This window comes from Streptomyces sp. NPDC038200, assembly GCF_055600785.1.
The window spans coordinates 83,802-108,357 of the sequence record NZ_JBVJYH010000010.1 but is presented as its reverse complement, the minus strand read 5'-3'; the positions used below and the strand labels follow the sequence as shown (position 1 = coordinate 108,357).

25 protein-coding genes and 1 pseudogene are annotated in these 24,556 nt (G+C 73.6%); 16 read left to right on the top strand and 10 right to left on the bottom strand.

Annotated features, from left to right (window positions below):
- Positions 1–33: 33 nt before the first annotated feature.
- Both ACZ7KF_RS21850 and ACZ7KF_RS21845 read right to left on the bottom strand, forming a co-directional pair.
- Positions 34–2,748: a glycoside hydrolase family 2 protein gene (locus ACZ7KF_RS21850; protein ID WP_471077373.1), complete on the bottom strand. Its 2,715-nt coding sequence runs from the start codon at positions 2,746–2,748 to the stop codon at positions 34–36.
- Between the two features lie 106 nt (positions 2,749–2,854).
- Positions 2,855–4,039 (bottom strand): ROK family transcriptional regulator, encoded by a 1,185-nt coding sequence (locus ACZ7KF_RS21845; protein ID WP_471077370.1) that lies wholly within the window; start codon positions 4,037–4,039, stop codon positions 2,855–2,857.
- A 116-nt stretch (positions 4,040–4,155) separates the two neighbouring features.
- Between ACZ7KF_RS21845 and ACZ7KF_RS21840 the strand changes: the two genes are divergently transcribed.
- Complete coding sequence (locus ACZ7KF_RS21840) at positions 4,156–5,601, top strand: APC family permease (RefSeq protein WP_471077367.1); 1,446 nt, start codon at positions 4,156–4,158, stop codon at positions 5,599–5,601.
- A gap of 75 nt (positions 5,602–5,676) precedes the next feature.
- On the opposite strand, the gene ACZ7KF_RS21835 is transcribed toward ACZ7KF_RS21840, so the two are convergent.
- A complete protein-coding gene (locus ACZ7KF_RS21835) occupies positions 5,677–6,111 on the bottom strand; it encodes an SPW repeat protein (RefSeq protein WP_471077364.1) in 435 nt (144 codons plus the stop codon).
- Between the two features lie 205 nt (positions 6,112–6,316).
- Here ACZ7KF_RS21835 and ACZ7KF_RS21830 point away from each other — a divergent pair, with 205 nt between their 5' ends.
- Entirely contained in the window at positions 6,317–7,354 is a 1,038-nt protein-coding gene (locus tag ACZ7KF_RS21830; protein WP_471077361.1) for a MerR family transcriptional regulator, read from the top strand.
- 6 nt (positions 7,355–7,360) lie between these two features.
- Here the strand turns inward: ACZ7KF_RS21830 and ACZ7KF_RS21825 are convergent, their stop codons facing one another.
- Both ACZ7KF_RS21825 and ACZ7KF_RS21820 read right to left on the bottom strand, forming a co-directional pair.
- Positions 7,361–8,737, bottom strand: coding sequence for a cryptochrome/photolyase family protein (locus ACZ7KF_RS21825; protein WP_471077358.1), 1,377 nt, complete (start codon positions 8,735–8,737; stop codon positions 7,361–7,363).
- Positions 8,738–8,805: 68 nt separating this feature from the next.
- On the bottom strand, positions 8,806–10,317 hold the full coding sequence (locus ACZ7KF_RS21820) for an SDR family oxidoreductase (RefSeq protein WP_471077355.1): 1,512 nt from the start codon (positions 10,315–10,317) through the stop codon (positions 8,806–8,808).
- Between the two features lie 190 nt (positions 10,318–10,507).
- Between ACZ7KF_RS21820 and ACZ7KF_RS21815 the strand changes: the two genes are divergently transcribed.
- The 4 genes from ACZ7KF_RS21815 to ACZ7KF_RS21800 all read left to right on the top strand — a co-directional run bounded on the left by ACZ7KF_RS21815 (position 10,508) and on the right by ACZ7KF_RS21800 (position 12,994).
- Positions 10,508–10,684, top strand: coding sequence for a hypothetical protein (locus tag ACZ7KF_RS21815; protein ID WP_225825414.1), 177 nt, complete (start codon positions 10,508–10,510; stop codon positions 10,682–10,684).
- Between the two features lie 209 nt (positions 10,685–10,893).
- Positions 10,894–10,977: a putative leader peptide gene (locus ACZ7KF_RS21810; protein ID WP_356947393.1), complete on the top strand. Its 84-nt coding sequence runs from the start codon at positions 10,894–10,896 to the stop codon at positions 10,975–10,977.
- Between the two features lie 261 nt (positions 10,978–11,238).
- The gene (locus tag ACZ7KF_RS21805; RefSeq protein WP_471077352.1) at positions 11,239–12,420 is read left to right on the top strand and encodes an LLM class flavin-dependent oxidoreductase; all 1,182 of its coding nucleotides are present in this window, start codon (positions 11,239–11,241) and stop codon (positions 12,418–12,420) included.
- Between the two features lie 28 nt (positions 12,421–12,448).
- Positions 12,449–12,994, top strand: a complete 546-nt coding sequence (locus ACZ7KF_RS21800) for an HXXEE domain-containing protein (protein ID WP_471077350.1) — start codon at positions 12,449–12,451, stop codon at positions 12,992–12,994.
- A gap of 15 nt (positions 12,995–13,009) precedes the next feature.
- Here the strand turns inward: ACZ7KF_RS21800 and ACZ7KF_RS21795 are convergent, their stop codons facing one another.
- Positions 13,010–14,095, bottom strand: coding sequence for an acyl-CoA dehydrogenase family protein (locus ACZ7KF_RS21795; protein WP_471077347.1), 1,086 nt, complete (start codon positions 14,093–14,095; stop codon positions 13,010–13,012).
- 137 nt (positions 14,096–14,232) lie between these two features.
- Here ACZ7KF_RS21795 and ACZ7KF_RS21790 point away from each other — a divergent pair, with 137 nt between their 5' ends.
- The 5 genes and pseudogenes from ACZ7KF_RS21790 to ACZ7KF_RS21770 all read left to right on the top strand — a co-directional run bounded on the left by ACZ7KF_RS21790 (position 14,233) and on the right by ACZ7KF_RS21770 (position 18,201).
- On the top strand, positions 14,233–14,583 hold the full coding sequence (locus ACZ7KF_RS21790; RefSeq protein WP_471077344.1) for a YciI family protein: 351 nt from the start codon (positions 14,233–14,235) through the stop codon (positions 14,581–14,583).
- 16 nt (positions 14,584–14,599) lie between these two features.
- Positions 14,600–14,743, top strand: a pseudogene (locus ACZ7KF_RS21785) (RNA polymerase sigma factor); the annotation flags it as partial.
- Between the two features lie 273 nt (positions 14,744–15,016).
- Positions 15,017–16,339, top strand: coding sequence for an aldehyde dehydrogenase family protein (locus ACZ7KF_RS21780; protein WP_471077341.1), 1,323 nt, complete (start codon positions 15,017–15,019; stop codon positions 16,337–16,339).
- 252 nt (positions 16,340–16,591) lie between these two features.
- Positions 16,592–17,260: a chitinase gene (locus ACZ7KF_RS21775; RefSeq protein WP_471077809.1), complete on the top strand. Its 669-nt coding sequence runs from the start codon at positions 16,592–16,594 to the stop codon at positions 17,258–17,260.
- Between the two features lie 35 nt (positions 17,261–17,295).
- Positions 17,296–18,201, top strand: a complete 906-nt coding sequence (locus ACZ7KF_RS21770; RefSeq protein ID WP_471077338.1) for an aldo/keto reductase — start codon at positions 17,296–17,298, stop codon at positions 18,199–18,201.
- A gap of 3 nt (positions 18,202–18,204) precedes the next feature.
- On the opposite strand, the gene ACZ7KF_RS21765 is transcribed toward ACZ7KF_RS21770, so the two are convergent.
- On the bottom strand, positions 18,205–18,417 hold the full coding sequence (locus tag ACZ7KF_RS21765) for a hypothetical protein (RefSeq protein ID WP_471077335.1): 213 nt from the start codon (positions 18,415–18,417) through the stop codon (positions 18,205–18,207).
- The gene (locus tag ACZ7KF_RS21760; RefSeq protein WP_471077332.1) at positions 18,411–18,686 is read right to left on the bottom strand and encodes a hypothetical protein; all 276 of its coding nucleotides are present in this window, start codon (positions 18,684–18,686) and stop codon (positions 18,411–18,413) included. Before ACZ7KF_RS21760 ends, ACZ7KF_RS21765 begins: the two co-directional genes overlap by 7 nt.
- A gap of 158 nt (positions 18,687–18,844) precedes the next feature.
- Here ACZ7KF_RS21760 and ACZ7KF_RS21755 point away from each other — a divergent pair, with 158 nt between their 5' ends.
- From ACZ7KF_RS21755 to ACZ7KF_RS21740, 4 genes are all read left to right on the top strand, one after another.
- Positions 18,845–19,225, top strand: a complete 381-nt coding sequence (locus ACZ7KF_RS21755; RefSeq protein ID WP_471077329.1) for a BlaI/MecI/CopY family transcriptional regulator — start codon at positions 18,845–18,847, stop codon at positions 19,223–19,225.
- The gene (locus tag ACZ7KF_RS21750; protein ID WP_471077326.1) at positions 19,222–20,151 is read left to right on the top strand and encodes a M48 family metalloprotease; all 930 of its coding nucleotides are present in this window, start codon (positions 19,222–19,224) and stop codon (positions 20,149–20,151) included. Before ACZ7KF_RS21755 ends, ACZ7KF_RS21750 begins: the two co-directional genes overlap by 4 nt.
- A 186-nt stretch (positions 20,152–20,337) precedes the next feature.
- The gene (locus tag ACZ7KF_RS21745) at positions 20,338–20,730 is read left to right on the top strand and encodes a VOC family protein (RefSeq protein ID WP_225825425.1); all 393 of its coding nucleotides are present in this window, start codon (positions 20,338–20,340) and stop codon (positions 20,728–20,730) included.
- A 59-nt stretch (positions 20,731–20,789) separates the two neighbouring features.
- Complete coding sequence (locus ACZ7KF_RS21740) at positions 20,790–21,860, top strand: adenosine deaminase (protein WP_471077323.1); 1,071 nt, start codon at positions 20,790–20,792, stop codon at positions 21,858–21,860.
- Here the strand turns inward: ACZ7KF_RS21740 and ACZ7KF_RS21735 are convergent.
- Both ACZ7KF_RS21735 and ACZ7KF_RS21730 read right to left on the bottom strand, forming a co-directional pair.
- Positions 21,842–22,357 (bottom strand): mycothiol transferase, encoded by a 516-nt coding sequence (locus ACZ7KF_RS21735; protein ID WP_471077320.1) that lies wholly within the window; start codon positions 22,355–22,357, stop codon positions 21,842–21,844. The genes ACZ7KF_RS21740 and ACZ7KF_RS21735 overlap by 19 nt on opposite strands.
- A gap of 129 nt (positions 22,358–22,486) precedes the next feature.
- Positions 22,487–23,383 (bottom strand): LysR family transcriptional regulator, encoded by an 897-nt coding sequence (locus tag ACZ7KF_RS21730; protein ID WP_471077317.1) that lies wholly within the window; start codon positions 23,381–23,383, stop codon positions 22,487–22,489.
- Between the two features lie 111 nt (positions 23,384–23,494).
- On the opposite strand from ACZ7KF_RS21730, the gene mgrA reads away from it, so the two are divergent.
- Complete coding sequence (gene mgrA, locus ACZ7KF_RS21725) at positions 23,495–24,487, top strand: L-glyceraldehyde 3-phosphate reductase (RefSeq protein ID WP_471077314.1); 993 nt, start codon at positions 23,495–23,497, stop codon at positions 24,485–24,487.
- Positions 24,488–24,556 lie beyond the last annotated feature (69 nt).

Here is a 24,556-nt window from a genome sequence, read left to right as displayed (position 1 = left end):
CGCGGTGGCCCGCCCCCCCTTCCGCGGCCCGTGTCAGGTCGCGGGCACCGTCCGCTCCGCTGTGTTCCAGCCGGAGACCCGCACGTGCGGTGCCGAGCCGTGCAGGTCGGCCGTCCGGTAGGCGACGGTCAGCGTCACCGACTCGCCCGGCCACAGACTCACCTCGTTGTCCGACCAGCGCACCGGCAGCACGGGCTGGTTCCGCGCGTCCACGAGACGGACGTCCGTCAGCAGCGCCGGCGTCTTCCCGGCCCCGGTGTGGCGCAGCGTCACCGTGGTGGTGGACGTGCCGTCCGAGGTACGCGTGGCCGCCGTCGCCTCCACCGGCGCCTGCGCCATCGAGGTGAGCCCCTTGAGGTCGGCGTAGCTCGTCGTCGGCGTGTAGTACCAGGTGGTGCCGTTCCAGTCGAGGGTGTCGGCCCGGGTGGAGAGCCAGTACACGTTCCGGCTCACCTCCGTGCCGTCCGCGTCCGTCAGCACCAGCCGGAGCAGATGCGTCCGCGCCGGACCGCTCACCGAGGACGGCAGGGTGAGCGGGGAGCCGTGCGCTCCCTCCCCGTCCACCGCCACATCGGTGACGGTCCTGTCGTACCTCTGGGTGCCGTCGGGGTCGAACAGGGTGGCCCGTACGGTCAGGCCCTGCGCGGCGGCGTGCCGGTTGTTCACCACCACGACCGAGCGGTTGTCGTAGGAGTACTGGATGTGCAGCGGCTCGTTCGCCTTCTTCGCGCCGAAGTAGGCACCGTTCTGGTCGAGGTAGCGGTCCACCAGCTGCCAGTGCAGGGACGTCCAGCCGCTGTTGAACATCCAGTGGATCACCCCGGTGGCGGGCTGGTCCGTGTCGGTCGCGTTGCGCCCGTACGCCTCGAACTGGGCGCGCACGTTCTCGTACTGGGCGAGCTGGGCCTTGCGCACGTAGTCGACGAGGCTGGTGGGAGCGCCGTAGCGGCCGGTGAGCGCCTGGTGGTAGATCTTGAGGGTGCTGAACGTGGCGGACGGCGAGCGGTGGTACTGCTTGGCGTCCGGGTTCTTCCAGAGCGTGTCCAGTTCGGCGGGCGTCATCATCCGGCGCAGGGTGTCGAGGGTGGGGATGCTCGGGCCCGCGCTGGTCTCGGAGTTGAAGCCGGTCGCTCCGCCCTCGCGCTTGGCGTACCAGTAGCCGGGCGGCACCCAGTCGTAGGGGCCGGTCATCTTCAGGCCCGAGCCGCCCAGCTGGGGTGAGGAGCGGTCGGAGGCGGAGGAGACGACCGGGGTGGGCCAGTCGGCGGCCTTCAGGGCGTCCAGGTAGTTCTTCTCGATCGTCGCGTCCGGTGCGAAGTCGCTGCCGATCAGGAACGAGATCACGCTCGGGTGCGCGCGCAGCCGGGCGGCCTCGCCGGCCATGGACGCCTTCGCGACCGGATAGTCGGCAGCGGTCCAGGTGTCCCCGGCCTCGCTGCCGTTGACCTCGCCCTCCCACTTGCTGCAGCACTGCCAGCCCGGCAGGATCAGCACCCCGTGGCGGTCGGCCAGGTCGAAGAACTCGTCGGGTTCCAGGTGGCCCTCCAGCCGGAGGGTGTTGAGGCCCAGATCGAGGGCGTACTTCAGCCGGTCCTCGACGTAACCGGCGTCCCAGCGCAGGAACTCGTCCGGGGACCAGCCGCCGCCCTTGATCAGCAGCTTGCGGCCGTTGATCCAGTACTGGCGGGCGCCGTCGGAGTTCAACGGGGCCTGTACGTCACGGATGCCGAAGGTCTGGTGCGCGGTGTCCGACACCGTACCGGCCACGGTGGCGGTGAGATCGAGGTCGTACAGGGGTTGCCCGCCCATTCCGGCCGGCCACCACACCTTCGGATCGGTCAGGTGCAGGTCCGGGACGTCGGAGGGGGAGAAGGTGACGGTCTTCGTCTCGTGCGCGGCGAGCGACACCGTCGTGCCGAACTCCGTTCCGCCGATGCTGCCGCCGACCTCCGCCGTGACCGCCGTGCCCGTGTCGTTGCGGGCCTGGGCCTTGACCGTCAGGTCGGCGGTGGCGAGCGACGGCACCGCCAGCTCGGTCACCACGTGCGCGTCGCGCAGCGCGACCGGGCCGCCCCGGCGGACCAGGACGTCCCGGACGAGGCCCATGTTCCGGTCGGGCGGCGTCTGGATCCAGTCGAGCCAGCTCATGGTGAGGTGCTTGAGCGGGTCGTTGGGCCGGACACGGAAGGCGACCGTGTTCGTGCCGGGCCTGACCAGTGAGGTGATGTCCAGCTCGTGGTGGGTGTAGGCGCCGGTGACGTCCGCGGCCGACGCCACCTGCCGGCCGTTGACGTAGACGTCGGCCGCCGAGACGACGCCGCTGAAGTCGAGCGAGGTGTGCCGCTCGGTGTCCTCGACGGTGAAGTCGGAGCGGTACCACCAGGGCACCTCGAAGTCGGCCCGCGGGATCTTCTGCTGGTCGGTCGAGTGGAAGGGATCGGCGTACACGCCGTTGGCCAGCAGCGCGGCCAGCACCGTCGAGCGGGGGCCCGCCGGGTACCAGCCCGTGGCCGGATAGCCGGGGGAGGACACGGCGGCCGCGGAGTCGCTCACCCTCGCCGAGGACTGGACGGCGAAGCCGGACAGCGGGGTGCTGGAGCCGGCGGTGGAGGGAACGCGGGTGGTCCGTGCGGGGCGCGGGTGCTCGGTCGCCTCCCGTGAGCCGCTCCAGGCGCCGGTGGCCAGGGAGCCGGCCAGGGCCAGGAGCACGGCGGCCGTGGGGAGCCGGCGGGCGGGGCGAGGGAACACGGCGGTCTCCAGCCTCGTAAAGTTAAGAAACTTTACTAACCTCGCTCACGCTAGGGTGCCCCCCGGGGCCTGTCAACGATCCGCGCCGTGCGGGCCGTTCGGCGGGTCAGGTTCCGGCCGTCCGGCGTTCGAAGACCAGGTCCCGGGCCGTGTCCAGCGCGGTGGCCACCGCGCCCAGCAGGACGGCGTCCTCGCCGAGCCGGCTCGGCGCGAGCCGGGGGCGCAGCGGGGTGAGCGCGCGCAAGTGCTCCCGTACCGGCCGCAGCAGCAGGTCGACGCTGTGGCCGACCCCGCCGCCGAGCACCACGAGGTCCGGGTCGAGCACGGCGGCGGCAGCGGCCACGGTGTGCGCTATCCGCTCACCCTCCAGCTCCACCGCCCGCACGGCGGCCGGATGGCTCTGCCGGGCCGCGTCGAACACGGCCTTCGCCGTGAGCTGCCCGCGCATCCCGAACTGCCGGGCCGCCTCCACCACGGCCACCCCCGACACCGCGTCCTCCAGCCGCTCCGGCTTCCGCCGTCCGTGCCAGGGCAGGAATCCGATCTCCCCGGCCAGCCCGTGCGCGCCGGTGAACAGCCGCCCCTCCCCGACGATCCCCATCCCGAGGCCGGTGCCGATGAGGATGTACGCGAAGAGCCGGCTGCCCGCGCCCACGCCGTAGGTGTACTCGCCGAGCGCCGCCAGATTGGCGTCGTTGTGCACCTCCAGCGGCACACCCAGCTCCGTGCGCACGTGGTCCACGAGCCCGGCCTGCCCCCAGCCCGGCAGATGCATCGCGTACCGCACCCGCCGCTGCTTCTCGTCGTACACCCCCGGCGTCCCCACGACTCCGTGCACCACCTCCGCCGGGTCCACGCCCGAGTTCGCGATCACCTGGCGGGCGGTGGTCACGACCAGGTCGGTCAGGGCGGCGGAGGCGCGGGCCCGGTTGCGCACGTCGGCCCGGGCGACGACCGTTCCGTCCAGGTCGACCACGGCGACGCGCAGCCAGCCCCGGCCTATGTCCACGCCGAGCGCGTACCCGGCGGCCGGATCGGGGGCGTAGAGCACGGCGGTGCGACCGCGCTCGGGGGCCTGCGTGCCGACCTCGTGCACCAGGCCGGCCGCCGTCAGCGAGGCCAATGCGCTGGAGACCGTCGGCTTCGACAGGCCCGTCTCCCGGGCCAGCTGGGCGCGCGAGGCGGCGCCGAGGCCGCGCAGCCGGTCCAGGAGCAGCCGCTCGTTGGTGCTGCGCAGGCGGCGACGGCTCCAGGGCTGTTCCTGCTGCTCTACGGCTTCGCTGGCGGGCATCCCACCATTCTCGTGCATTCCTGACGCGTACTTGACGCGTCTAGTAAGGCTCCTTAACTTTATCGGCCCGTCACCCCGTCGGGCGCCGCGCGGTGCCCGTCGCGTCAGGAGTCCCCATGTCCGGTAGCCCGCCACCCACGGGTGGCTTCGTCCGTCGCGTCGGCCTGTTCCAGGCCACGGCGATCAACATGAGCCAGATGTGCGGCATCGGTCCGTTCGTGACGATCCCGCTGATGGTCGCCGCGTTCGGCGGCCCCCAGGCCGTCGTCGGCTTCGTCGCGGGCGCGGTCCTGGCGCTGTGCGACGGGCTGGTCTGGGCGGAGCTGGGCGCCGCCATGCCCGGCTCCGGCGGCAGTTACGTCTATCTGCGCCAGGCCTTCCAGTACCGCACCGGCCGCCTGATGCCGTTCCTGTTCGTGTGGACGGCGATGCTCTTCATCCCGCTGATCATGTCCACGGGGGTGGTCGGCTTCGTGCAGTACCTGGGCTATCTGGCCCCCGGCCTGGGGCAGACCGCCGGTGACCTGATCGGGCTCGGCATCGTCGCGCTGGTGGTGCTCCTGCTCTGGCGCGGCATCGAACACATCGCCCGGATCTCCGCCGTGATGTGGACGGTGATGATCGCCTCGGTGCTGCTGGTGATCGTCGCCGCCGCCACGGACTTCAGCCCGCACAGGGCCTTCACCTACCCGGCGGGCGCCTTCGACCTGACGAGCGGCCACTTCTGGCCGGGCTTCGCCGCGGGCCTGACCATCGGCATCTACGACTACCTCGGCTACAACACGACCGCGTACATGGGCGCCGAGATCAAGGACCCGGGGCGTGCGCTCCCGCGCTCCATCCTCTTCTCGATCCTCGGCATCATGGGGATCTACCTGCTGCTCCAGATCGGCACGCTCGGCGTCGTCGACTGGCGCCGGATGACCGACCCGCATGACATCGCCGCCACCTCGGTGGCCTCCGCGGTGCTGGAGGAGACCTGGGGCAAGGGCGCGGCGGACGTCGTGACCGTGCTGATCCTGATCACCGCGTTCGCCTCCGTCTTCACCGGCCTGCTCGGCGGCTCCCGGGTGCCCTACGACGCCGCTCGCGACCGGGTCTTCTTCCGCCCGTACGCGAAACTGCACCCGAAGCACCGGTTCCCGACGCTCGGCCTCGCCACCATGGGTGTGGTCACCGCGGTCGGGTTCCTCATCGGCCGCCACACCGATCTGGCGACCTTGATCCAGCTGCTCACCACGGTGATGGTCATCGTCCAGGCGCTCGCCCAGATCGTCGCGCTGACCGTGCTGCGCGGGCGCCGGCCGACGATGCCCCGCCCGTACCGCATGTGGCTCTATCCCTTGCCGAGCGCCGTCGCCCTCGCCGGCTGGTGCGTCATCTACGGGTACGCCGACCGGAACTCCCCGGGCCGTCATCCCATCGAGTGGTCCCTGGCCTGGCTGGCCCTCGGCTGCGCGGCCTTCTTCGTGTGGGCGCGGCTGGAGAAGGTCTGGCCGTTCGGCCGGAAGGAGATCAGCGAGGAGTACGGCGTGCCTGCCACGCCGGTGGAAGTGGGCTAGCGCGACCGGCGCGGGCCGGTCCGCCCGGGCGAACCGGCCCCGCTGATCTTCTCTTCCTTTCCTCGGTCTCCTCTTTTACGGCCTGGGGTTGCTCTTCGTCGCCGTTCCGGCGCAGACCAGTCCGAGGGCGAGAGCCAGGGCTCCGATGACGATGTTGTTGATGATGACGCCCGCGTCCGGGCCGCGGCCCACGACCCATGGGGCGATGATCATCCAGATGCCCAGGGCGCACATGGCCCAGCTCAGGCCGTACATCCGCTCGGGGGCTCGGGTGAAGCCGAGGGCCAGCAGCCCTATCGCTATGCCCATGATCAGGTTGTGCGTCGTGAGTGCGGGCTGGCTCGCCGCGTAGTGCACGATCCAGGGGGACGCGGCGCAGTAGAGGCCGAGCAGGAACACCGGCCCGTCCACGAGTGCCACATCACGACCCCCGAGTACACGGTCGTAGCGTTCCCGCATCTCGGAGACATCGGGGTGGCTCGATATGTCACCCCTGTGCAAGTTGGCCATGAGTCATCTCCTTTGGCTTCGCAGGCCAGGCCGCGTCCGGCGCGGTGTGCGGCCAGCGCCACATAGTCCAGTTTGCACTTATTTCTTCTTTATGTGTAGAGGTGCTCCGGGTTGTGGTGCAGCGGGTGCGGGCCCCGGCGCGCATCGCTCGTGACCGCGCCCGCGGCCGCCGACTCGCATCGCTCCTGCGTCGTATCGTCGTCGCATGGACGTGACCGACACCGTGGACACCCCGGAGCCCGGTGCCGCCGAGCCGCCGCTGACGACCGGAGCGCTGGCCCGCCGGCTCGGCGTCTCGCCCACGACGCTCCGCTCCTGGGACCGCCGCTACGGCATCGGCCCCGCCGCACGCACCGACGGCAGGCACCGGCGATGGACGCCCGAGGACGTCACCGTGCTGGAGGCGATGTGCCGGCTGACCGCGTCCGGCGTGCCGCCCGCCGAGGCCGCGCGGGCCGCGCGGGAACGGCCGTACCCGGCGCCCGCCCGGCGCGGGGCCCGGCAGACCTCCGTACCGGCGGGTGCGGGGCCGGCCGGCCCCGCCACCGGCCCCGCACCCGCCGCACCGGCCCCCGACGAGGTGCGCCAGGAGGGCCGGGGTCTGGCCCGGGCGGCCGTCCGGCTCGACGCCCCGGGCGTCGAGGAGGGGCTGGAGGCCGCCCTGGGCCGATACGGCCTGGTCACCGCCTGGCAGGAGGTGGTGGTGCCGACCCTGCACGCCGTCGGCCGCAAGTGGGCCTCGTCCGGGGACCGGTACGTCGAGGTCGAGCACCTGCTCTCCTGGCACGTGTCCACAGCCCTGCGCCGGCACACGCGGCAGCCCGCGCCGACGGCCGACGTCACGGGGGCGGCCCCCGTCCTCCTGGCCTGCGTCCCCGGTGAGCAGCACACGCTTCCGCTGGAGGCGCTCAACGCGGCACTGAGCCAACGCGGCGTGCCGACCCGGATGTTCGGCGCCGCGGTCCCGGCGGAGGCACTCCTCGCGGCGGTACGGCGGATCGGCCCGGCCGCCGTGGTGCTCTGGGCGCAGGCGCGCTCCACCGCGAGCCCGCCGCTGGCCGAGCACGTCGCCGCCATGGAGTGGGGCGTCAGGGGCGCCCGTACCCAGCCGCTGACGATGCTCGGCGGCCCCGGCTGGTCCGGCCGGCCCGTCCACGGCACGCTCCGCCCGACCGCCCTGTCCGACGCCCTCGACACGCTGACGGCCGGTTGCGCCGCCGCGCTACCCGCCGTGCCCTCCTGACGGGGTTCAGTCCCGGCTCCGGGCGCGCTTGAAGCGGGCCAGTCCGTCCGCGAGGCCGACGATCGGCTCCGGATACGCGGCGATGCGCGCCCGGTCCGCCTCCGCCAGCCGCCACGGCTCGTGGACCGCCGCGCCCGCGACGCCCGCCAGCTCGGGCACCCAGCGCCGGACGTACCCGCCGTCGGGGTCGTGCCGGCTGGCCTGGGCGACGGGGTTGAGGACGCGGTTCGGGCGGGTGTCCGTGCCGGTGCCCGCGACCCACTGCCAGTTCAGCTGGTTGTTGGCCACGTCACCGTCCACCAGCAGCTCCAGGAAGTACCGGGCCCCGACACGCCAGTCGACGTACAGCGTCTTGGCCAGGAAGCTCGCCGTGAGCAGGCGGGCCCGGTTGTGCATCCACCCTTCGTGACGCAGCTGGCGCATCGCCGCGTCCACCACCGGATAGCCGGTACGGCCCTCCCGCCACGCCTCGATGTCCTCCCGGGCCGTCCGCTCGGACCGCCAGCGGTCGTGCTTGGTGCGGTAGTCCGCGGTGGCCGCCGCCGGCCGGGCCGCCAGGACCTGCCGGTGGAAGTCCCGCCACGCCACCTGCCGTACGAACGCCTCCGCTCCCGGGCCGCCCGCCCGGCGCGCCCGGTGGATCACTTCGACCGGGGAGAGGGTGCCGAAGTGCAGGTGCGGCGAGAGCCGCGAGGTCGCGTCCCCGGCCAGGTCGTCGTGGCGCTCCTCGTAGGCGGCGAGGCCGGAGCGGAGCCAGGCGCCGAGCCGCGTGCGCCCCGCCGACTCGCCGCCCTCGGCCAGACCCGGGGAGATCCCCGACAGTGCGGAGCGGGACGGCAGTTCCTCGGATCCGACGCCCGCCGGTACGCGGACCGCGCGGGGCGCGCCGAGCACCTCCCGCAGCCGCTGCCCCGACCACTGCCGGAAGTACGGCGTGAACACGGCGAAGTGGTCCGAGGAGGCCGGCGTGACGGTGCCGGGAGCCACCGCGGAGGTCACCGAGTCGTGCACGTGCAGCCGCCGCCCGTCGGCCTCCAGGGCGCGCCGCAGCCGCCGCTCCCGCAGATGGGCGTAGGCGCTGGCGTCGGCCGACATGTGCACCTCGTCGGCGTCCGCCTCCGCGGCGACCTTGCACACCTCCTCGACGAGGTCGCCGGAGCGCACCACCAGCCGCCCGCCGCGCTCGCGCAGCCCGGCGTCCAGGTCCCGCAGACAGTCGGCGAGGAACGCCAGCCGGTTGGGCGCCGCGAAGCCCGCGGCGGCCACTCCCCGGTCGAGGACGAACAGCGGGACGACCTCACGGCGGCCGTCCAGCGCGGCCCGCAGCGGCGGATGGTCGTGCAGGCGCAGGTCGGCGGTGAACAGGACGACCGAGACGTACATGGCGGTGCTCCGGGACGAGTGCTGTGGACGTGGAGCGGTTCGGGCCCGGCGGGGCCGGCGGATGCGCCTCAGCGGCCTCGCGCGGGCGCCCGCCGGGCCGCCGCCCGCGCGATGTTGCGGGCCATCCCGCCGAAGACCACGGCGTGGAAGGGCGACACGCTCCACCAGTAGGCGTGGCCGAGCAGCCCGTGGGGGTGGAACATCGCCCGCTGCCGGTACCGGCTGCGGACGTCGCCGTCCGGCTCGGCGGTCATCTCCAGCCAGGCCAGGCCGGGCAGTCGCATCTCCGCCCGCAGCCGCAGCAGGCGTCCGGGCTCGATCTCCTCCACCCGCCAGAAGTCCAGCGAGTCGCCCACCCGCAGCCGTGTGGCGTCCCGCCGGCCCCGGCGCAGGCCGACCCCGCCCACCAGCCGGTCCAGCCAGCCCCGCAGACTCCAGGCGAGCGGGAAGGAGTACCAGCCGTTCTCCCCGCCCACCCCCTCGATCACCCGCCACAGCTCGTGCGCGGGGGCGTCCACCACCGCCTCGCGCCGGTCGGTGTACAGGCTGCCGCCCGCCCAGTCCGGGTCGGTGGGCAACGGCTCGCTGGGTGCGCCGGGCACCGCCGCGGACGACCAGCGGGTGCTCACCGCCGCGTCGCGGACCTTGCGCAGGGCCAGCCGCACCGCCTCGTCGAAGGGGAGCGGATGCCCCGGCGGATCGGGTACGTACCGGGCGATGTCGTGCTCGTGGCAGACCACCTCGTGCCGCAGCGACTCCGTCAACGGCCGCGCGATGGACGCGGGCACGGGCGTGACCAGTCCCACCCAAAGGCTGGACAGGCGCGGGGTCAGGACCGGCACGGGCACGATGAGCCGCCGGGGGAGGCCCGCCACCTGCGCGTACCGGATCATCATGTCCCGGTACGTGAGGATCTCCGGGCCGCCGATGTCGAACGAACGGCTGACGTCGTCGGGCAGCCGCGCGCAGCCCACGAGGAGCCGCAGGACGTCCCGGACGGCGATGGGCTGGATCCGGGTGCGCACCCAGCTGGGCGTGATCATCACCGGCAGCCGCTCCGTGAGGTACCGCAGCATCTCGAAGGAGGCCGAGCCGGAGCCGATGATGACGGCGGCACGCAGCACGGCGGCCGGCACCCCCGAGGCCTGCAGGATGCGACCGACCTCCGCCCGGGACCTGAGGTGCGGGGAGAGCCGCTCCTCCGGTACCCCGGCCGGCGCCAGAGCGCCGAGGTACACGATGCGCCGCACCCCGGCCGCCTTCGCCTGTTCCCCGAAGACGTGGGCCGCGCGGCGGTCGGTCTCCTCGAAGTTCTCGCCGCTGCCGAGCGCGTGCACCAGGTAGTACGCCACGTCGACGTCCCGCATCGCCCCGGCGACCGAGTCGGCGTCCGTGACGTCCCCCCGCACCACCTCCACGTCCCTCGCCCAGGGGTGGTCGCGCAGCTTGTCGGGGGAGCGGGCGAGGCAGCGCACCCGGTGGCCGGCGGTGAGCAGTTCGGGCACCAGCCGGCCGCCGATGTATCCCGTGGCGCCGGTCACCAGGCAGCGGAGCCCGCCCGCCGGGTCGTCGTCGTTCATCGCAGGCAGGCCCTTCTCGCGTCGGTGGTCCTCTTCCGATCCCTTCCCGCGGCAGCGCGGCCGCGGATGCGTTTCCTCCCCGGAGGCGGCCGAACGGGTGCGGTGACATGTCTGCGCCGATCGGGGGCAGCCGGATCGGTACACCAGGTACATTCCGTTCGGATCCGTGCCGCAGGAGGTGGCCGCCGTCATGAGTGCGAGGGTGTTGGAGCGTTTTCCCGCAGGGGCTCCGCGGGGATCGTGGCCGGCGGAGGAGTACGCGGCCGCCCGGCGTGCCGAGGGTGAACCCGCGACCGTGGTGATGGACCTGAAGTCGGACGCCTTCCTCGTCGTGGTCGAGGGCCGGGAGGACGGCGGCCGCGGCTGAGGGTCCGCCGGCACACGGCGCCGGCCGCTGTCGTGCCGGCCCGCGCCGTGCCCGCCCGCGCCGTGCCCGCCCGCGCCGGAGGCCGTGCCGGGCTGCCGAGAGGGCTCCAGGTTTTCCCGCCGGGCCTTTTCGGAAAACAATGGTCCGCGATTCGAGAACGGTCGGGTTCACCTTGACGGCCCTCACCGGCTGCTGCCACGATCGACGCCATGACGATGCGACTGGATCTCACGCGGCGACGCCATGTCGACCTCGCGCGGGTCTCCAGCGCCTCCTGTTGTCCCGCGGCCTGACCTGCCGCGTTCTCCCCGCACTTCCGGGTTTCCGCGGCGCGCCCGAATTCCGTGCCCTTCCGTGTGCGGAATTCCGCGCACCCGAAAGCCCTCGTGTATTCCCCGCACGTACTCGTGTGTTTTCCGCGGTGTACCGCGACCGGACTTCCGCAGGCGTGCGGCACCCGTGACCTTCGCCCACCGGGTCGTCCGCCGGCAGATCCGGCACACCGGCCGGTACGTGCGCAACGGAACCCGTTCCGCCCCGATCGGAGACCCCGCGTGTCCCTCACCTTCCACTGGTTCCTGCCCACCAACGGCGACAGCCGTGACGTCGTCGGCGGCGGCCACGGCACCCCGGCGACCGCCTCCGGCCGCGACCGCCCGCCGACCGTCGCCTACTTGAGCCAGATCGCCCGGGCCGCCGAGGACCTGGGCTTCGTCGGCGCGCTCACCCCGACCGGCGCCTGGTGCGAGGACGCGTGGCTGACCACCGCCATGGTCAGCCAGCACTCCGAACGGCTGAAGTTCCTGGTCGCCTTCCGCCCCGGCTTCCTCTCTCCGACGCTCGCCGCCCAGATGGCGTCCACCTTCCAGCGCCGTACCGGCGGCCGGCTGCTGCTCAACGTCGTCACCGGCGGCGAGAGCCGCGAGCAGCGGGCCTACGGCGACTTCCTCGACAAGGACGCCCGCTACCGCCGTACCGGCGAGTTCCTGCACATCGTCCGCGAGTTGTGGCAGGGCGGAAGCGTCGACCTGCGCGGGGAGCACCTGCGGGTCGAGGAGGCCACGCTCAGCCGGGTGCCCGATCCGGTCCCCGAGGTGTACTTCGGCGGCTCCTCGGCCGCCGCCGGCGAGGTCGCGGCCCGGTACGCCGACGTGTACCTCACCTGGGGCGAACCGCCCGCCCAGGTCGCCGAGAAGATCGCCTGGATCCGCAAGCTCGCCGCGGAGCACGGCCGTACCCTGCGCTTCGGGATCCGGTTGCACGTCATCACCCGGGACACCTCGGCGCAGGCCTGGGCGGAGGCCGACCGGCTGCTCGACGGCTTCGACCCGGAGACCGTACGGGCCGTGCAGACCGGCCTCGCCCGCAGCGAGTCGGAGGGCCAGCAGCGCATGCTCGCGTTGCACGGCGGCAGCCTCCCGCACGCTCCCGGCTCCGCCCGCAGCGGGGGCGACCACTCCGGCCTGGAGATCCATCCCAATCTCTGGGCCGGTATCGGGCTGGTGCGCGGTGGCGCCGGCACCGCCCTGGTGGGCAGCCACGACGAGGTCGCCGAGCGCATCAAGGAGTACCACGCCCTCGGCATCGACGAGTTCGTCCTCTCCGGCTATCCGCACCTGGAGGAGGCCTACTGGTTCGGCGAGGGCGTCCTGCCCCGGCTCGCCGCGCAGGGACTGTGGGCGCACCCCGGCGGCAGCGCGCTTCCTGCCGCCGCCCGGGTTCCGTTCGCGAGCTGAGCAACCGGCCCTGGCAGACTGCGTGTTCATGAACAGCGACGAGAGTGGACCGAACGTCGTCTCCGGGGCCGTCACCTGGGGACTGCTGGCCGCCTGGGCCGTGCACGACACCGAGGAAGTGGTCATGGTGCCCCGCTGGGTGCGGACCCGGGTGCCGGAACTGCCCGAGCGGTTCCCCCGCGTGCCCGAGCGGGCGTGGCGGGCACTGGCGGCCGTGGACCAGCGCCGCTTCGGCACGGCCGTCGCGGCCATGGCGGTCGTCGTCGCCGCGGCGGCGGCCGACGGCCGGCGCACGGGCGGGCGCTCCGCCGTCTACCAGACCGCGCTGAACGCGTTCGGCGCGCACGGACTGGTCCACCTGGCCCAGGCGGCGGCCGTCCGCGGCTACACCCCCGGCTCCGTGACCTCGCCCCTGGTCGTCCTGCCCTTCACCCTGTGGGCCCGCACCCGGCTGCGCCGCGCCGGTCTGCTGCGTCCCACCCGCCCCCGGGACGTCGTCCAGGGACTGGTCTTCGCGGCGGCGGCCACGGCGGGCACCCACGCCGTGGCCCACCGCCTGCTGCGCCGGCGCTGAGCGCGACGCCTGCCCCTACCGGTCCCGTCCTCCAGCCCCGGCCTCGGTCAGTGCCCGCAGATGCGCCGCGCGCGACTCGCTCGTCTGGCCCTGCACCAGCAGGAACAGCCCCTCCCGGGCGAGGCGCTGAGCGCGGCTCGTCAGCGCCATCGCGCGGCCGCCGCCGGCCACCACCGCCGCCGTGGTGGCCGTACCCAGCACCTCGTACGCCGCCGCGCGCACCGCCAGCAACTCCCCGGCCCACTCCGCCTCCGCGGGCCCTTCCCCGCCCCGCCCGTCCGGTGCCGGAAGGTCGGCCAGGGCGTAGGCGCGGCGGCGGACGGCGGCGAGACGGGAGCGGAGCGGCGCGGCCGTCTCGTCCTCCAGCAGGGACAGCGCGGCCTCCGCCACGCCGAACACCGCCGGGCCGGTGTGCAGCGTCCTGGCCCGGTCGCCGGCGGCCCACCGCTCGTACGGCGTGTGCAGCGCCACCGCCTCCGCGGGCAGCCACAGGCCGTCCAGCTCCAGCGACACCGTGCGGGCCGCGGTCAGGGCCGCCAGCCGCAGCGGCGCCGAGGCACGCAGCCCCGGCTGCTCGCGTGCCTCGGTGAAGGCGAACAGGACCTCGCCGGAGTCGGTCGCCCCGGCCAGCAGCATCACGTCGTTCAGCCCCCACCCGGTGTACCAGGGGACGGTCCCGTCGAACCGCCACCCGTCGCCCTCCTGGCGGACCCGCACCGGACGGCGCGGGAACGACCGCAGATGGGCGTACGCCACCCCGGACAGCAGCTCGCCCCGGGACAGCGGGCCCAGCAGCCGCTCCCGCACCGGCAGCGTGCTCCGTACCAGGGTCTGCACCGGCGTGTGGTGCTGGGTCTGCACGAACCAGGTCGCACAGCACGCCCCGGCGAGGATCTCCGCGGTCTCCCGCAGCACGGCGGGACCGGCCCCCGCGCCGCCGTGGTCCGCGGGTGCGGTCACCCCGAGCAGCCCGGACCGCTTCACCGCCGCGACATGGCTCGCGGGCACCCCCTCCTGGTCGACCCGCTCGGCCTGGGGGACGAGCAGGTCCGTGGCGAGCCGGCGGGCGCGGACGACGAGCGGATGCGGGGTGAGCGTCATGGGGTGGATTCTTCCGGTTCTCCCGGAGAATTTTTTGCCCCGGTCGCGGCGCGCGGTGGCGAGCCGGGGCCGTGCCGTTCGTGTAGGAGGTGACAGAGAGCCCGACACGGGCCCGCCCCGACGCCTTGGAGGACGTCATGAAGCACTACCTGCTCAGCGTGGTCCAGCCGGCCGGCGGCACCCCGCCCGGCCCCGAAGCCCTCGCCGGGATCATGCGCAACGTCGAGGCGTTCAACGACGAGCTGCGCGCCGCCGGCGCCTGGGTCTTCGCCGGCGGTCTGCACGGCCCGGAGACCGCGACCGTGCTCCGGCCGAGGGACGGCGACGTGCTCGTCACCGACGGGCCCTACGCCGAGGGCAAGGAGTACCTGGGCGGACTGTGTCTGATCCGGGCCGCCGACCGGGACGAGGCCCTGGCATGGGGGCGCAAGGCGGCCCTGGCCACCAGCCTGCCCATCGAGGTACGGCCCTTCGTGGACCAGCACTGACGAAGCGGCGACGGCGATGGCCGCGGCCCCCGGCGTCGAGGCCGTCCTCCGCGCCGAGTACGGGCGCGCGGTCTCCGTCCTCGTCCGCTTCCTCGGCGACCTCGGTCTCGCCGAGGAAGCGGTCCGGGACGCCTTCGCCACCGCCGGGACCAGGCGGCCGGCCCGGCGGGGCCACGACGGCGTGCAGCGTCCGCACCGCCGAGGCGGCCACGGGGTACGGCCTGGGCGCCGGACCGGCCGGCAGCGAGGCCGAGCGCGCCTCCCGGGCGGCGGCGCCGGCGGGGCACCGGAATCACGCCGGGCCCCCCGTCGGCCACGTGACGCGCGTCACCGCGAACCGCCGGAATGAACTTGAGAACCTGAAAGGTTGGCAATTACATCCACTGAGACCTAGGCTCGGGCCGAACCCGCCCGTGCACCCCAGCGAGGCATCGTGAACCACTCCCTGCCCGAGCAGCCCGCCGACGTCGTGGCCAGGCTGCGCGCCACCTTCGCCACCGGCCGCACCAAGCCCGTCGCCTGGCGCACCGACCAGCTGCGCCGGCTGCGCGCGATGCTCACGGAACGCGGCGCCGACCTCGCCGCCGCCCTCCACGCCGACCTCGGCAAGAGCGGTACCGAGGCCTATCGCACCGAGATCGACTTCACCGTCCGCGAGATCGACCACACCCTGGAGCACCTGGCGGACTGGCTGCGCCCCGAGCCCGCGCCCGTCCCGGCGCACCTCGGCGCCGACGCCACCGCCTGGACGCAGTACGACCCGCTGGGCGTCGTCCTCGTCATCGCTCCCTGGAACTACCCGGCGCAGCTGCTGCTCGCCCCCGTGGTCGGCGCGCTGGCCTCCGGCAACGCGGTCGTCGCCAAGCCGAGCGAGCTGGCCCCGGCCACTTCCGCCGCGCTGGCCGAGCTGATCCCGGCCTATCTGGACACGGACGCGGTCGCCGTCGTCGAGGGCGGTGTCCCGGAGACCACGGCCCTGCTGGCCGAGCGCTTCGACCACATCTTCTACACCGGCAACGGCACCGTCGGCCGCATCGTCATGCGGGCCGCCGCCGAGCACCTCACCCCGGTCACCCTCGAACTGGGCGGCAAGTCGCCGGTGTTCGTGGACCGCGGCACCGATCCGGACGCGGTCGCCGACCGGCTCGCCCGCGGCAAGTTCCTCAACGCCGGCCAGACCTGCGTCGCCCCCGACTACGTCCTGACCGACCCGGAGACCGCCGCGGAGCTGGAGGTCGCGCTGGTCCGCGCGGTCGAGGCCCTGTTCGGCGCGGATCCGGCGCGTTCCCCGGAGTACGGGCGAATCGTCAACGAGCGGCACTTCGACCGGCTGTCCGGACTGCTCGACTCGGGCCGTGTCGCCGTCGGCGGCGTCGGCGACCGGGCCGCGAAGTACCTCGCGCCCACCGTTCTCGCGGACGTCGACCCCGAGTCGCCCGTGATGCGGGAGGAGATCTTCGGCCCGATCCTGCCGATCGTCACGGTGCCGGGCCTGGACGAGGCGATCGCCTTCGTCAACGACCGCGACAAGCCGCTCGCCCTGTACGTGTTCAGCGAGTCGGACGAGACCCGGGCGCGCATCGCGGCGGAGACGTCCTCCGGCGGCCTGGGCCTCGGCCTGCCGCTGGCTCATCTCACCGTCTCCGACCTGCCGTTCGGCGGGGTGGGGGAGAGCGGCATGGGCAGCTACCACGGCCGCTACTCCATCGAGACGTTCAGCCACCGCAAGGCGGTTCTGGCGAAGCCGCTGAGCTGATCCTCCGCAAGCCTCCCCGGGCCCGGGCGCGTACGCGGGCGGGGCCGACTGCTGTCCCTCCGGCGGGCGTTCACCCGCGCAACCGGCGAGCGTTTGACTGGTCTAAACCCTTACCGGTCCCAAACAAAGAGGTTGAGTGTGCCCCAACCCCCCACCACGGCCGTATCCCCCTTCGGCGGGTACGGCCGTGCTCCGCAAAGGAGTTGGTCCGTGTTGAGGCATCGCATCGCCGCTCTGCTCACCTCGCTCGCGATAGGCACCTCCGCCCTGGTGCTCCAGGCGGCACCCACGGCGTCCGCCGCCGGTTTCGTGGTCAGCGAGGCGCAGTTCAACCAGATGTTCCCGAACCGGAATTCGTTCTACACCTACAACGGTCTGACCGCCGCCCTCGGCGCCTATCCCGCCTTCGCGAACACCGGCAGCGACACCGTGAAGAAGCAGGAGGCCGCGGCCTTCCTCGCCAACGTCAACCACGAGACCGGCGGTCTGGTCTACGTCGTCGAGCAGAACACCGCCAACTACCCGCACTACTGCGACTGGAGCCAGTCCTACGGCTGCCCGGCGGGCCAGGCCGCCTACTACGGGCGCGGCCCCATCCAGCTCTCCTGGAACTTCAACTACAAGGCCGCCGGGGACGCGCTCGGCATCGACCTGCTCCACAACCCCAACCTGGTGCAGAGCAACGCGTCCGTCGCCTGGAAGACCGGCCTGTGGTACTGGAACACCCAGTCCGGGCCGGGCACGATGACCCCGCACAACGCCATGGTGGGCGGTGCCGGCTTCGGCCAGACCATCCGCAGCATCAACGGCTCCCTGGAGTGCGACGGCAAGAACCCCGCGCAGGTACAGAGCCGGGTCTCCGCCTACCAGCGGTTCGCCCAGATCCTCGGGGTCAGCCCCGGGGGCAACCTGTACTGCTGACACCCGTCCCCGGTGCCGTGTGCGAGACTCCGCCGATGACCCCAGACACCATCGCCGCGGATGCCTCCGGCACCTGGAAACTCGGCGACCTGCCCGTCCACCGCATCGGCTTCGGCGCGATGCGGCTGACGGGCAGCGCCGCCTTCCATCTCGGCACCCCCAGCGACCGGCGACGGGCGCTCGCCGTCCTGCGCAGGGCCGTCGAGCTGGGCGTGAACCACATCGACACGGCGGCCTTCTACTTCTCCTCGCTGCGTTCCGCCAACGAGCTGATCAACACCGCGCTCTCCCCGTACCCCGACGACCTGGTCGTCGCCACCAAGGTCGGCCCCTACCGCGACCCCGACGGAGAGTGGGGCACCTCCGCCCGGCCCGACCAGCTGCGCGGGCACGTGGAGGAGAATCTGCGCCAGCTCGGGCGGGACCACCTCGACGTCGTGTACCTGCGCCGGATGCGTCAGGACTCCATCGCCGAACACTTCGGTGCGCTCGCCGAGTTGCGCGAAGCCGGCCTGATCCGGCACCTGGCGATCTCCGCCGTCGAACCCCGGCACCTCGCCGAGGCACTGGAGATAGCACCGGTGGTCAGCGTCCAGAACCGGTACGCCGTGGACCGCCCCGACCCCCTCGGCGACGAGGTCCTGCGGCTGTGCGGCGAGCACGGCATCGCCTTCGTCCCCTTCTACGCCGTGGCCGGAGAGGCGGGGCAGCACGGTGCGACGACCGCGCACGACGACGCGGTGCTCTCCGTCGCCCGGGCCCACGGCGTGAGCCCCGCGCAGGTCCGCATCGCCTGGACCCTCCACCAGGGGCCGCACGTCCTCGCCATTCCCGGCACCGGCGACCCCGACCACCTGGCCGAGAACGTCGCCGCCGGTGCGCTGCGGCTCACCGCCGGGGAGCTGGCCCGGCTGGACGCGGCCCGCCGCCCGGCGAGCTGACCGTCACACGACCCAGGCGCCGTCCCGCACGAGGTGACGGCCACGCAGCTCGCGTTCCCCGCGCCATGCCCCCACCCCGCGCGGCCGTACCTGGAAGTAGACGTACGCCGGGTCGTCCGCGCGCGGGTCCCGGCCGGTCCGGGCCGCGAACGCGTCGGCAGCCGCCGCGGGAACCTCCTCGGCGCCGATGGCCCGCGCCTCTCCGTCGATCAGCACGACGTCCAGGTGTGACCGAGAACGAGCCGGGTCCGGCCGCCGTCGCGCGGATTGCGGCCCGTGGGGGTGCCGCCGCGCGTGCACAGCCCTATCGACTCCCCGTCCCGGGCGGGCCACAGCGGCACGAGACGCGGCCGTCCCCTCGCGTCCGCGGTCACCACCCAGGCTTCCGTCTCCCGCCGCAGGCGGCCCGGCGCCTCGCGCTTGCGCCGCGCCCCGTCGCGGGCGGCCTCGGTGATCTCATGGCCGGCGACGCAACCGGGCCCCACCGCCTTCGCACCGCGAGCCCGCGGCCCAGGTCCCTGGCACCGGCGAGGCATCCGCCCCCGGTGCGGGCGGCCGCGCGGCGGAGGACGGCACCCGGCTGACTACGATGGCGGGGACGGCCTTCCGGACTGCACACGAAGACGGGGTGAGGAACCTCCCCATGACCGACGCCAAGGACGAACGCCGGCCGGCCGGTGAACTCGAAGCGAGCGTCCTGGCCGCGCTCTGGGCCGCGGGCGCCCCCCGCACCCCCGGACAGATCCAGCAGAGCCTCGGCACCGGCCTCGCGCGCACGACGGTGACCACGATCCTCACCCGCCTGCACGACAAGGGCGTCGTCGACCGGCGGCGCCAGGGCCGGGGGTACGCCTACTTCCCCGTCCGGGACGTGCAGGACGCCCACGGTCTCACCGCCCGCCGGATGCACAGCGAACTGGACCGCGACAGCGACCGCGAGACCGTCCTCGCCCGCTTCGTCGCCCAGCTCAGTCCGGACGACGAACGCATCCTGCGGGACCTGCTCGAACCCGACGGCCGATGACCGCCCTGTTCCTGCTGCTCCCGCTCCTGCTGCCCGTCGCCCTGCCGCCCTTGGCCCGCCGGGCCCTGGACCGGCTGCCCCCGGCCGCCGCACTGTGGTCCGTCACCGGCTGCACGGTGCTCCTGGCAGGCTGCTCGGCGGTGACGCTCGGTCTGTTCGTCCTGCTCGGGCTGCTGAAGCTGCCGCTCTTCGCCGCGCTCGGCGAACTGGTCCATCCGCTGCGCACCGCCCCCGACGCCTTCGTCCTCCCGGCCGCCGTCGCCTCCCTCGGCGCGCTCGCCGCGTGCGGCGGGGCCCTCGTCCGCTCCGTCCTCGGGCAGATCCGGGCGTTCCGGGCGGCCCGCGCGGAGACCGGGCACCGGTCCGCCGCCGGTGACTTGTACGTCGTGGACTCGCCCCGCCCCGACGCCTACGCCCTGCCCGGCCGCCCGCACCGGGTCGTCGTCACCACGGCGATGCTCCGCAGCCTGGACGGCCCCGAGCGGGAGGCCCTGCTCGCCCACGAGCGGGCCCACAACGCGGGCGGCCACCACTACGCACTCGCCGCCGCCGAACTCGCCGCGCACTGCCACCCCGCGCTGCGCCCGGTCCGCGACACGATCCGGCTGGCCGCCGAGCGGGCCGCCGACGAGGCCGCCGCCGCCTCGGTCGGCGACCGGCGGCTGACCGCCCGGGCCGTCGCCCGGGCCGCCCTCGCCGCCCAGGCGGCCCGCTCGGCGCGTCCCGGCGTCGCCCCGGGCGCCACCGGGGGGCCCGTGCCGCTCCGCGTCCAGGCCCTGCTGGCCGCCCCGCGTCCGCCCCGCGCGGGCCGCGCGATCGCCGCGCTCCTCGTCGCCTGCGCCGCCCTGTCCTGCGTGGCCTCGGCCACCGGGACGGCCGACGTCCACCACCGCGTGGAGGTGGCACAGGGGGAGGAACGGCCCTGAGGGAACCCCTCCGGCCGGCCGGTGACGGTCGGGGGAGAAGCCCCCTCGGGCCGCCCGGCGAGAGCTGCCCGCGTTCCTCCGCGAAGGGGGCGGAACGCCGCGTTGCGACGCGCGTAGAACAGAACTGGCGCGCGAAAGGTTTTACGTATAACCTCACCGGCTAACCACCCCCACCGGAAGGTCGCCATGCGTCGCGTCGCCCTGGTCACCCTCGTCGTCCACGACTACGACGAGGCCGTCCGCTTCTACACCGAGGCCCTCGGGTTCCGTCTCGTCGAGGACGCCCCGCGGCCCGACGGTTCGCGCTGGGTCGTCGTGGAGCCCGGCGGCGACGGCCACGGCACCGGCCTGCTGCTGGCCCGCGCCAAGGACGAGGACCAGCGGACCCGCGTCGGCGACCAGACCGGCGGGCGTGTCGGCTTCTTCCTGCACACCGACGACTTCGCCCGCGATCACGCGCGGATGGCCGCCGCCGGTGTGACCTTCCTGGAAGAGCCGCGTCACGAGCCGTACGGCACCGTCGCCGTCTTCGAGGACCTGTACGGCAACCGCTGGGACCTGCTCCAGCCGGCCGGCTGACCTTCTCGCCGCCGCACGCCCCCCGCCGCTTCGAACCACCCGCTCAAGGAAAGACCGCCATGACTGCTACGCGCGTAGACGCCGAAGTGATCCGCCGCCTGCCCAAGGCCGTCCTGCACGACCACCTCGACGGCGGCCTGCGCCCCGCCACCGTCGTCGAACTCGCGGAGGCGATCGGCCACCAGCTGCCCACCACCGACCCCGACGAGCTGGCCGCCTGGTACTTCGAGGCCGCCAACTCCGGGGACCTGGTCCGCTACATCGCCACCTTCGAGCACACCCTCGCCGTCATGCAGACCCGCGAGGGCCTGCTGCGCGTCGCCGAGGAGTACGTCCTGGACCTCGCCGCCGACGGTGTCGTCTACGCCGAGGTGCGCTACGCCCCCGAGCTGAACACGCGGGGCGGGCTCTCGATGAGCGAGGTCGTGGAGACCGTCCAGGAGGGCCTCGCCGCCGGCATGGCCAAGGCCAGGGCGGCGGGCACCCCGGTCCGCGTCGGCACGCTGCTGTGCGGCATGCGGATGTTCGACCGCGTCCGCGAGGCCGCCGACCAGGCCGTCGCCCACCGTGACGCCGGCGTCGTCGGCTTCGACATCGCCGGCGCCGAGGACGGCTTCCCGCCCGCCGACCACCTCGACGCCTTCGAGCACCTGCGCCGCGAGAGCGTGCCCTTCACCATCCACGCCGGTGAGGCGCACGGCCTGCCCAGCATCCACCAGGCGCTCCAGGTGTGCGGCGCCCAGCGCATCGGCCACGGTGTGCGCATCACCGAGGACATCGTGGACGGCAAGCTCGGCCGTCTCGCCTCCTGGATACGCGACCGCCGCATCGCCCTGGAGATGTGCCCCACCTCCAACCTGCAGACCGGCTGCGCCACCTCGATCGCGGAGCACCCGATCACGGCCCTGAAGGACCTGGGCTTCCGGGTCACCCTGAACACCGACAACCGTCTGGTGTCGGGCACGACGATGACCCGTGAGATGTCCCTGCTGGTGGAGCAGGCCGGGTGGACGGTCGAGGACCTGCGCACGGTCACCGTGAACGCCGTCAAGAGCGCGTTCATCCCGTTCGACGAGCGCAAGGCCCTCATCGAGGACGTGATCCTGCCGGGTTACGCCGCCGCGCTCTGAACCAGCCCCCTGAGGTAGGCGGCCTGTCCGACGTGCTGGAGATCGTCGGACAGGACGCTCACCAGGCGGACCCCCAGCGTGACCGGGGGGTCCCAGCGCTCGTCCACGACGCGTTCCAGGTCCTTGGCGGCCAGGGAGCGCAGAGCGCCCAGGGTCTGCTCGTGGACGGCGTCGTAGTACTCCGTGAGCAGGCCGGCCGACTCGACCCGCACCTTCGCGACCTTGGCGGGGCTGTGTCCGTAGCCGGTGTCGTGCCGGGGCAGATCCAGGCCGAACCGCTTCTCCCAGCCCTGCGAGAGCCATACCTGGTCGAGGTCGAAGGCGTCGGCGACATGGTCGTCCTGCACCCGGGTCAGGTGCCAGACCAGCCAGGCGACGGAGTTGGCGTCGGGAGCCGGGCGGTGGTGGAGTTCGTCCGGGCCGAGGCCGTCGAGGGCGGCATGGACTTCTTCCTGGATGCGGCCGTAGCCGTCGATGAGGACGTCCTTTGCATGCATACCGTCCACCATCGCAAATCACGGCAGCTCACGCGTCCGGAATCCGGCCTTCCCGAAAGCCCGCCGGCCCCCGCCCCGGCAGCTGCGCCCGGGCCGCCGGCTCGCCGGTGGGGTCCCGCGCCGCGAGGATCACGGGGCCGGCGCCAGGCCCTCCGTTTCCAGCAGGGTGACGAGCGCGCGGGAGGCCGGGCTCGTGGCCCGCTCCGGGGGCAGCAGGGCGATCGTCTCGTACGCCGTCTCGCCCGCGCCCTTCAGCGGCAGTGCCGTGAGGGACGGCCGCTTGTGCCGGAAGTGCCGGGGCACGACGGCGATCCCGAGGTTCTCGTCCACCAGGTCCAGCAGGCTGTGCACGTCGTTCACCTCCAGCGCGACCGTGCGCCGGACACCGGCCGCGGCGAACGCGGCGTCGGTGGTGCGGCGCGGGCCCCAGTCGGGGTGGAAGTCGACGAAGACCTCCCCGGCGAGATCGGCCGGGCCGAGCAGGCCCGGCGCCGCGGCCAGGCGGTGGCTGGGATGGCACAGCACGGTCATCGGCTCGCTGGTCAGCGGCACCGAGCGCAGCTGGTCGGTGTCCGCCTGGGTGCGGTAGGCGAAGGCCAGGTCGAGCCGCCCGGCCGCGACCTCCTCCGCCAGCGCGCCGGAGCCGGCCTGCCGCAGCCGGATCTCCACGTCCGGGTGCCGGCCCCGGAAGGCCGCCAGCAGCCTGGCCACGTGCACCCCGGCGATGCACTGCTCGGTGCCGAGGGCGAGCGTGCCGCGCAGCACGCCCTGCACGGCGGCCACCGCCTCGTGCGCCGCCCGCACCTGGGAGAGGATCCGCTCGGCCTCCCGGAGCAGCGCGCGTCCCGCCTCGGTCAGGGTCACCCGGCGGGTGGTCCGCACGAACAGGGGCGCCCGCAGCTCCCGCTCCAGCGCCCGGACGGACGCCGACAGACCCGACTGGGACACCATCAGCCGTTCGGCGGCCCGGGTGAAGTGCTGGTCCTCGGCGACCGCGACGAAGTGCTGAAGATGGCGCAATTCCATGATTGAGAAGCCTAGCCGCTGAATTCCATCGAATTCTTCTGTTGGACCGCTGCCCGGCGCCGGGGGAAGAGTGGAACCGGTAGATCGTGTGCCAACCCCTCTGGAGTCGCGTTGTACACCGCACACCCCGACCGTTACGCCGACATGCCCTACCGGCGCACCGGCCGCAGCGGCCTGAAGCTCCCCGCTCTGTCGCTCGGCCTGTGGCACAACTTCGGGCCCGACCGGCCCGTCGAGACCCAGCGGGCCATCCTCCGCCGGGCCTTCGACCTGGGCGTGACCCACTTCGACCTCGCGAACAACTACGGACCGCCGCCCGGCGCCGCCGAGTCCGCCTTCGGCGAGGCGCTGCGGGCGGACTTCGCCCGTCACCGGGACGAGCTGGTCGTCTCCACCAAGGCCGGCTATCTCATGTGGCCCGGCCCGTACGGCGAGTGGGGCTCGCGCAAGTACCTGCTGTCCTCCCTGGACCAGAGCCTGAGGCGGACGGGCCTCGACTACGTCGACATCTTCTACTCGCACCGCTTCGACCCGGAGACTCCGCTGGAGGAGACGATGGGCGCGCTGCACTCGGCGGTGCAGCAGGGCAAGGCGCTGTACGTCGGTGTCTCCAACTACTCGGCGGAGCAGACCCGCGAGGCGGCCCGCATCCTCGGCGAACTCGGCACCCCGCTCCTCGTCCACCAGCCGCGCTACTCGATGCTCGACCGGCGCCCCGAGGACGAGGGCCTGCTGGACGCCCTGGACGAGGTCCAGGCCGGCTCCGTCGTCTACTCCCCGCTGGAGCAGGGCCTGCTCACCGGCCGCTACCTCGACGGCATCCCCGAGGACTCCCGGGCCGCGAGCGACAGTCCCTTCCTGAACTCGGACGCGGTCACCGAGGACCTGGTCGGCCGGCTGCGCGCGCTGGACGAGATCGCCAAGTCCCGCGGACAGACCCTGGCCCAACTGGCCCTGGCCTGGGTGCTCCGCGGCGGCCGGGTCACCTCCGCCCTGGTCGGCGCGAGCAGCCCGCGGCAGCTCGAGGACAGCGTCGGCACCCTCCGCAACCTGGAGTTCGCGGACGAGGAACTGGCGCGGATCGACGCGATCGTGAAGGGCTGAACCCGCCGGGCGGGCCGGTTCCAGGACCACCGTCGCCGTCCGCCTCCGGGCGGCCGCCGGGAGCCCAGC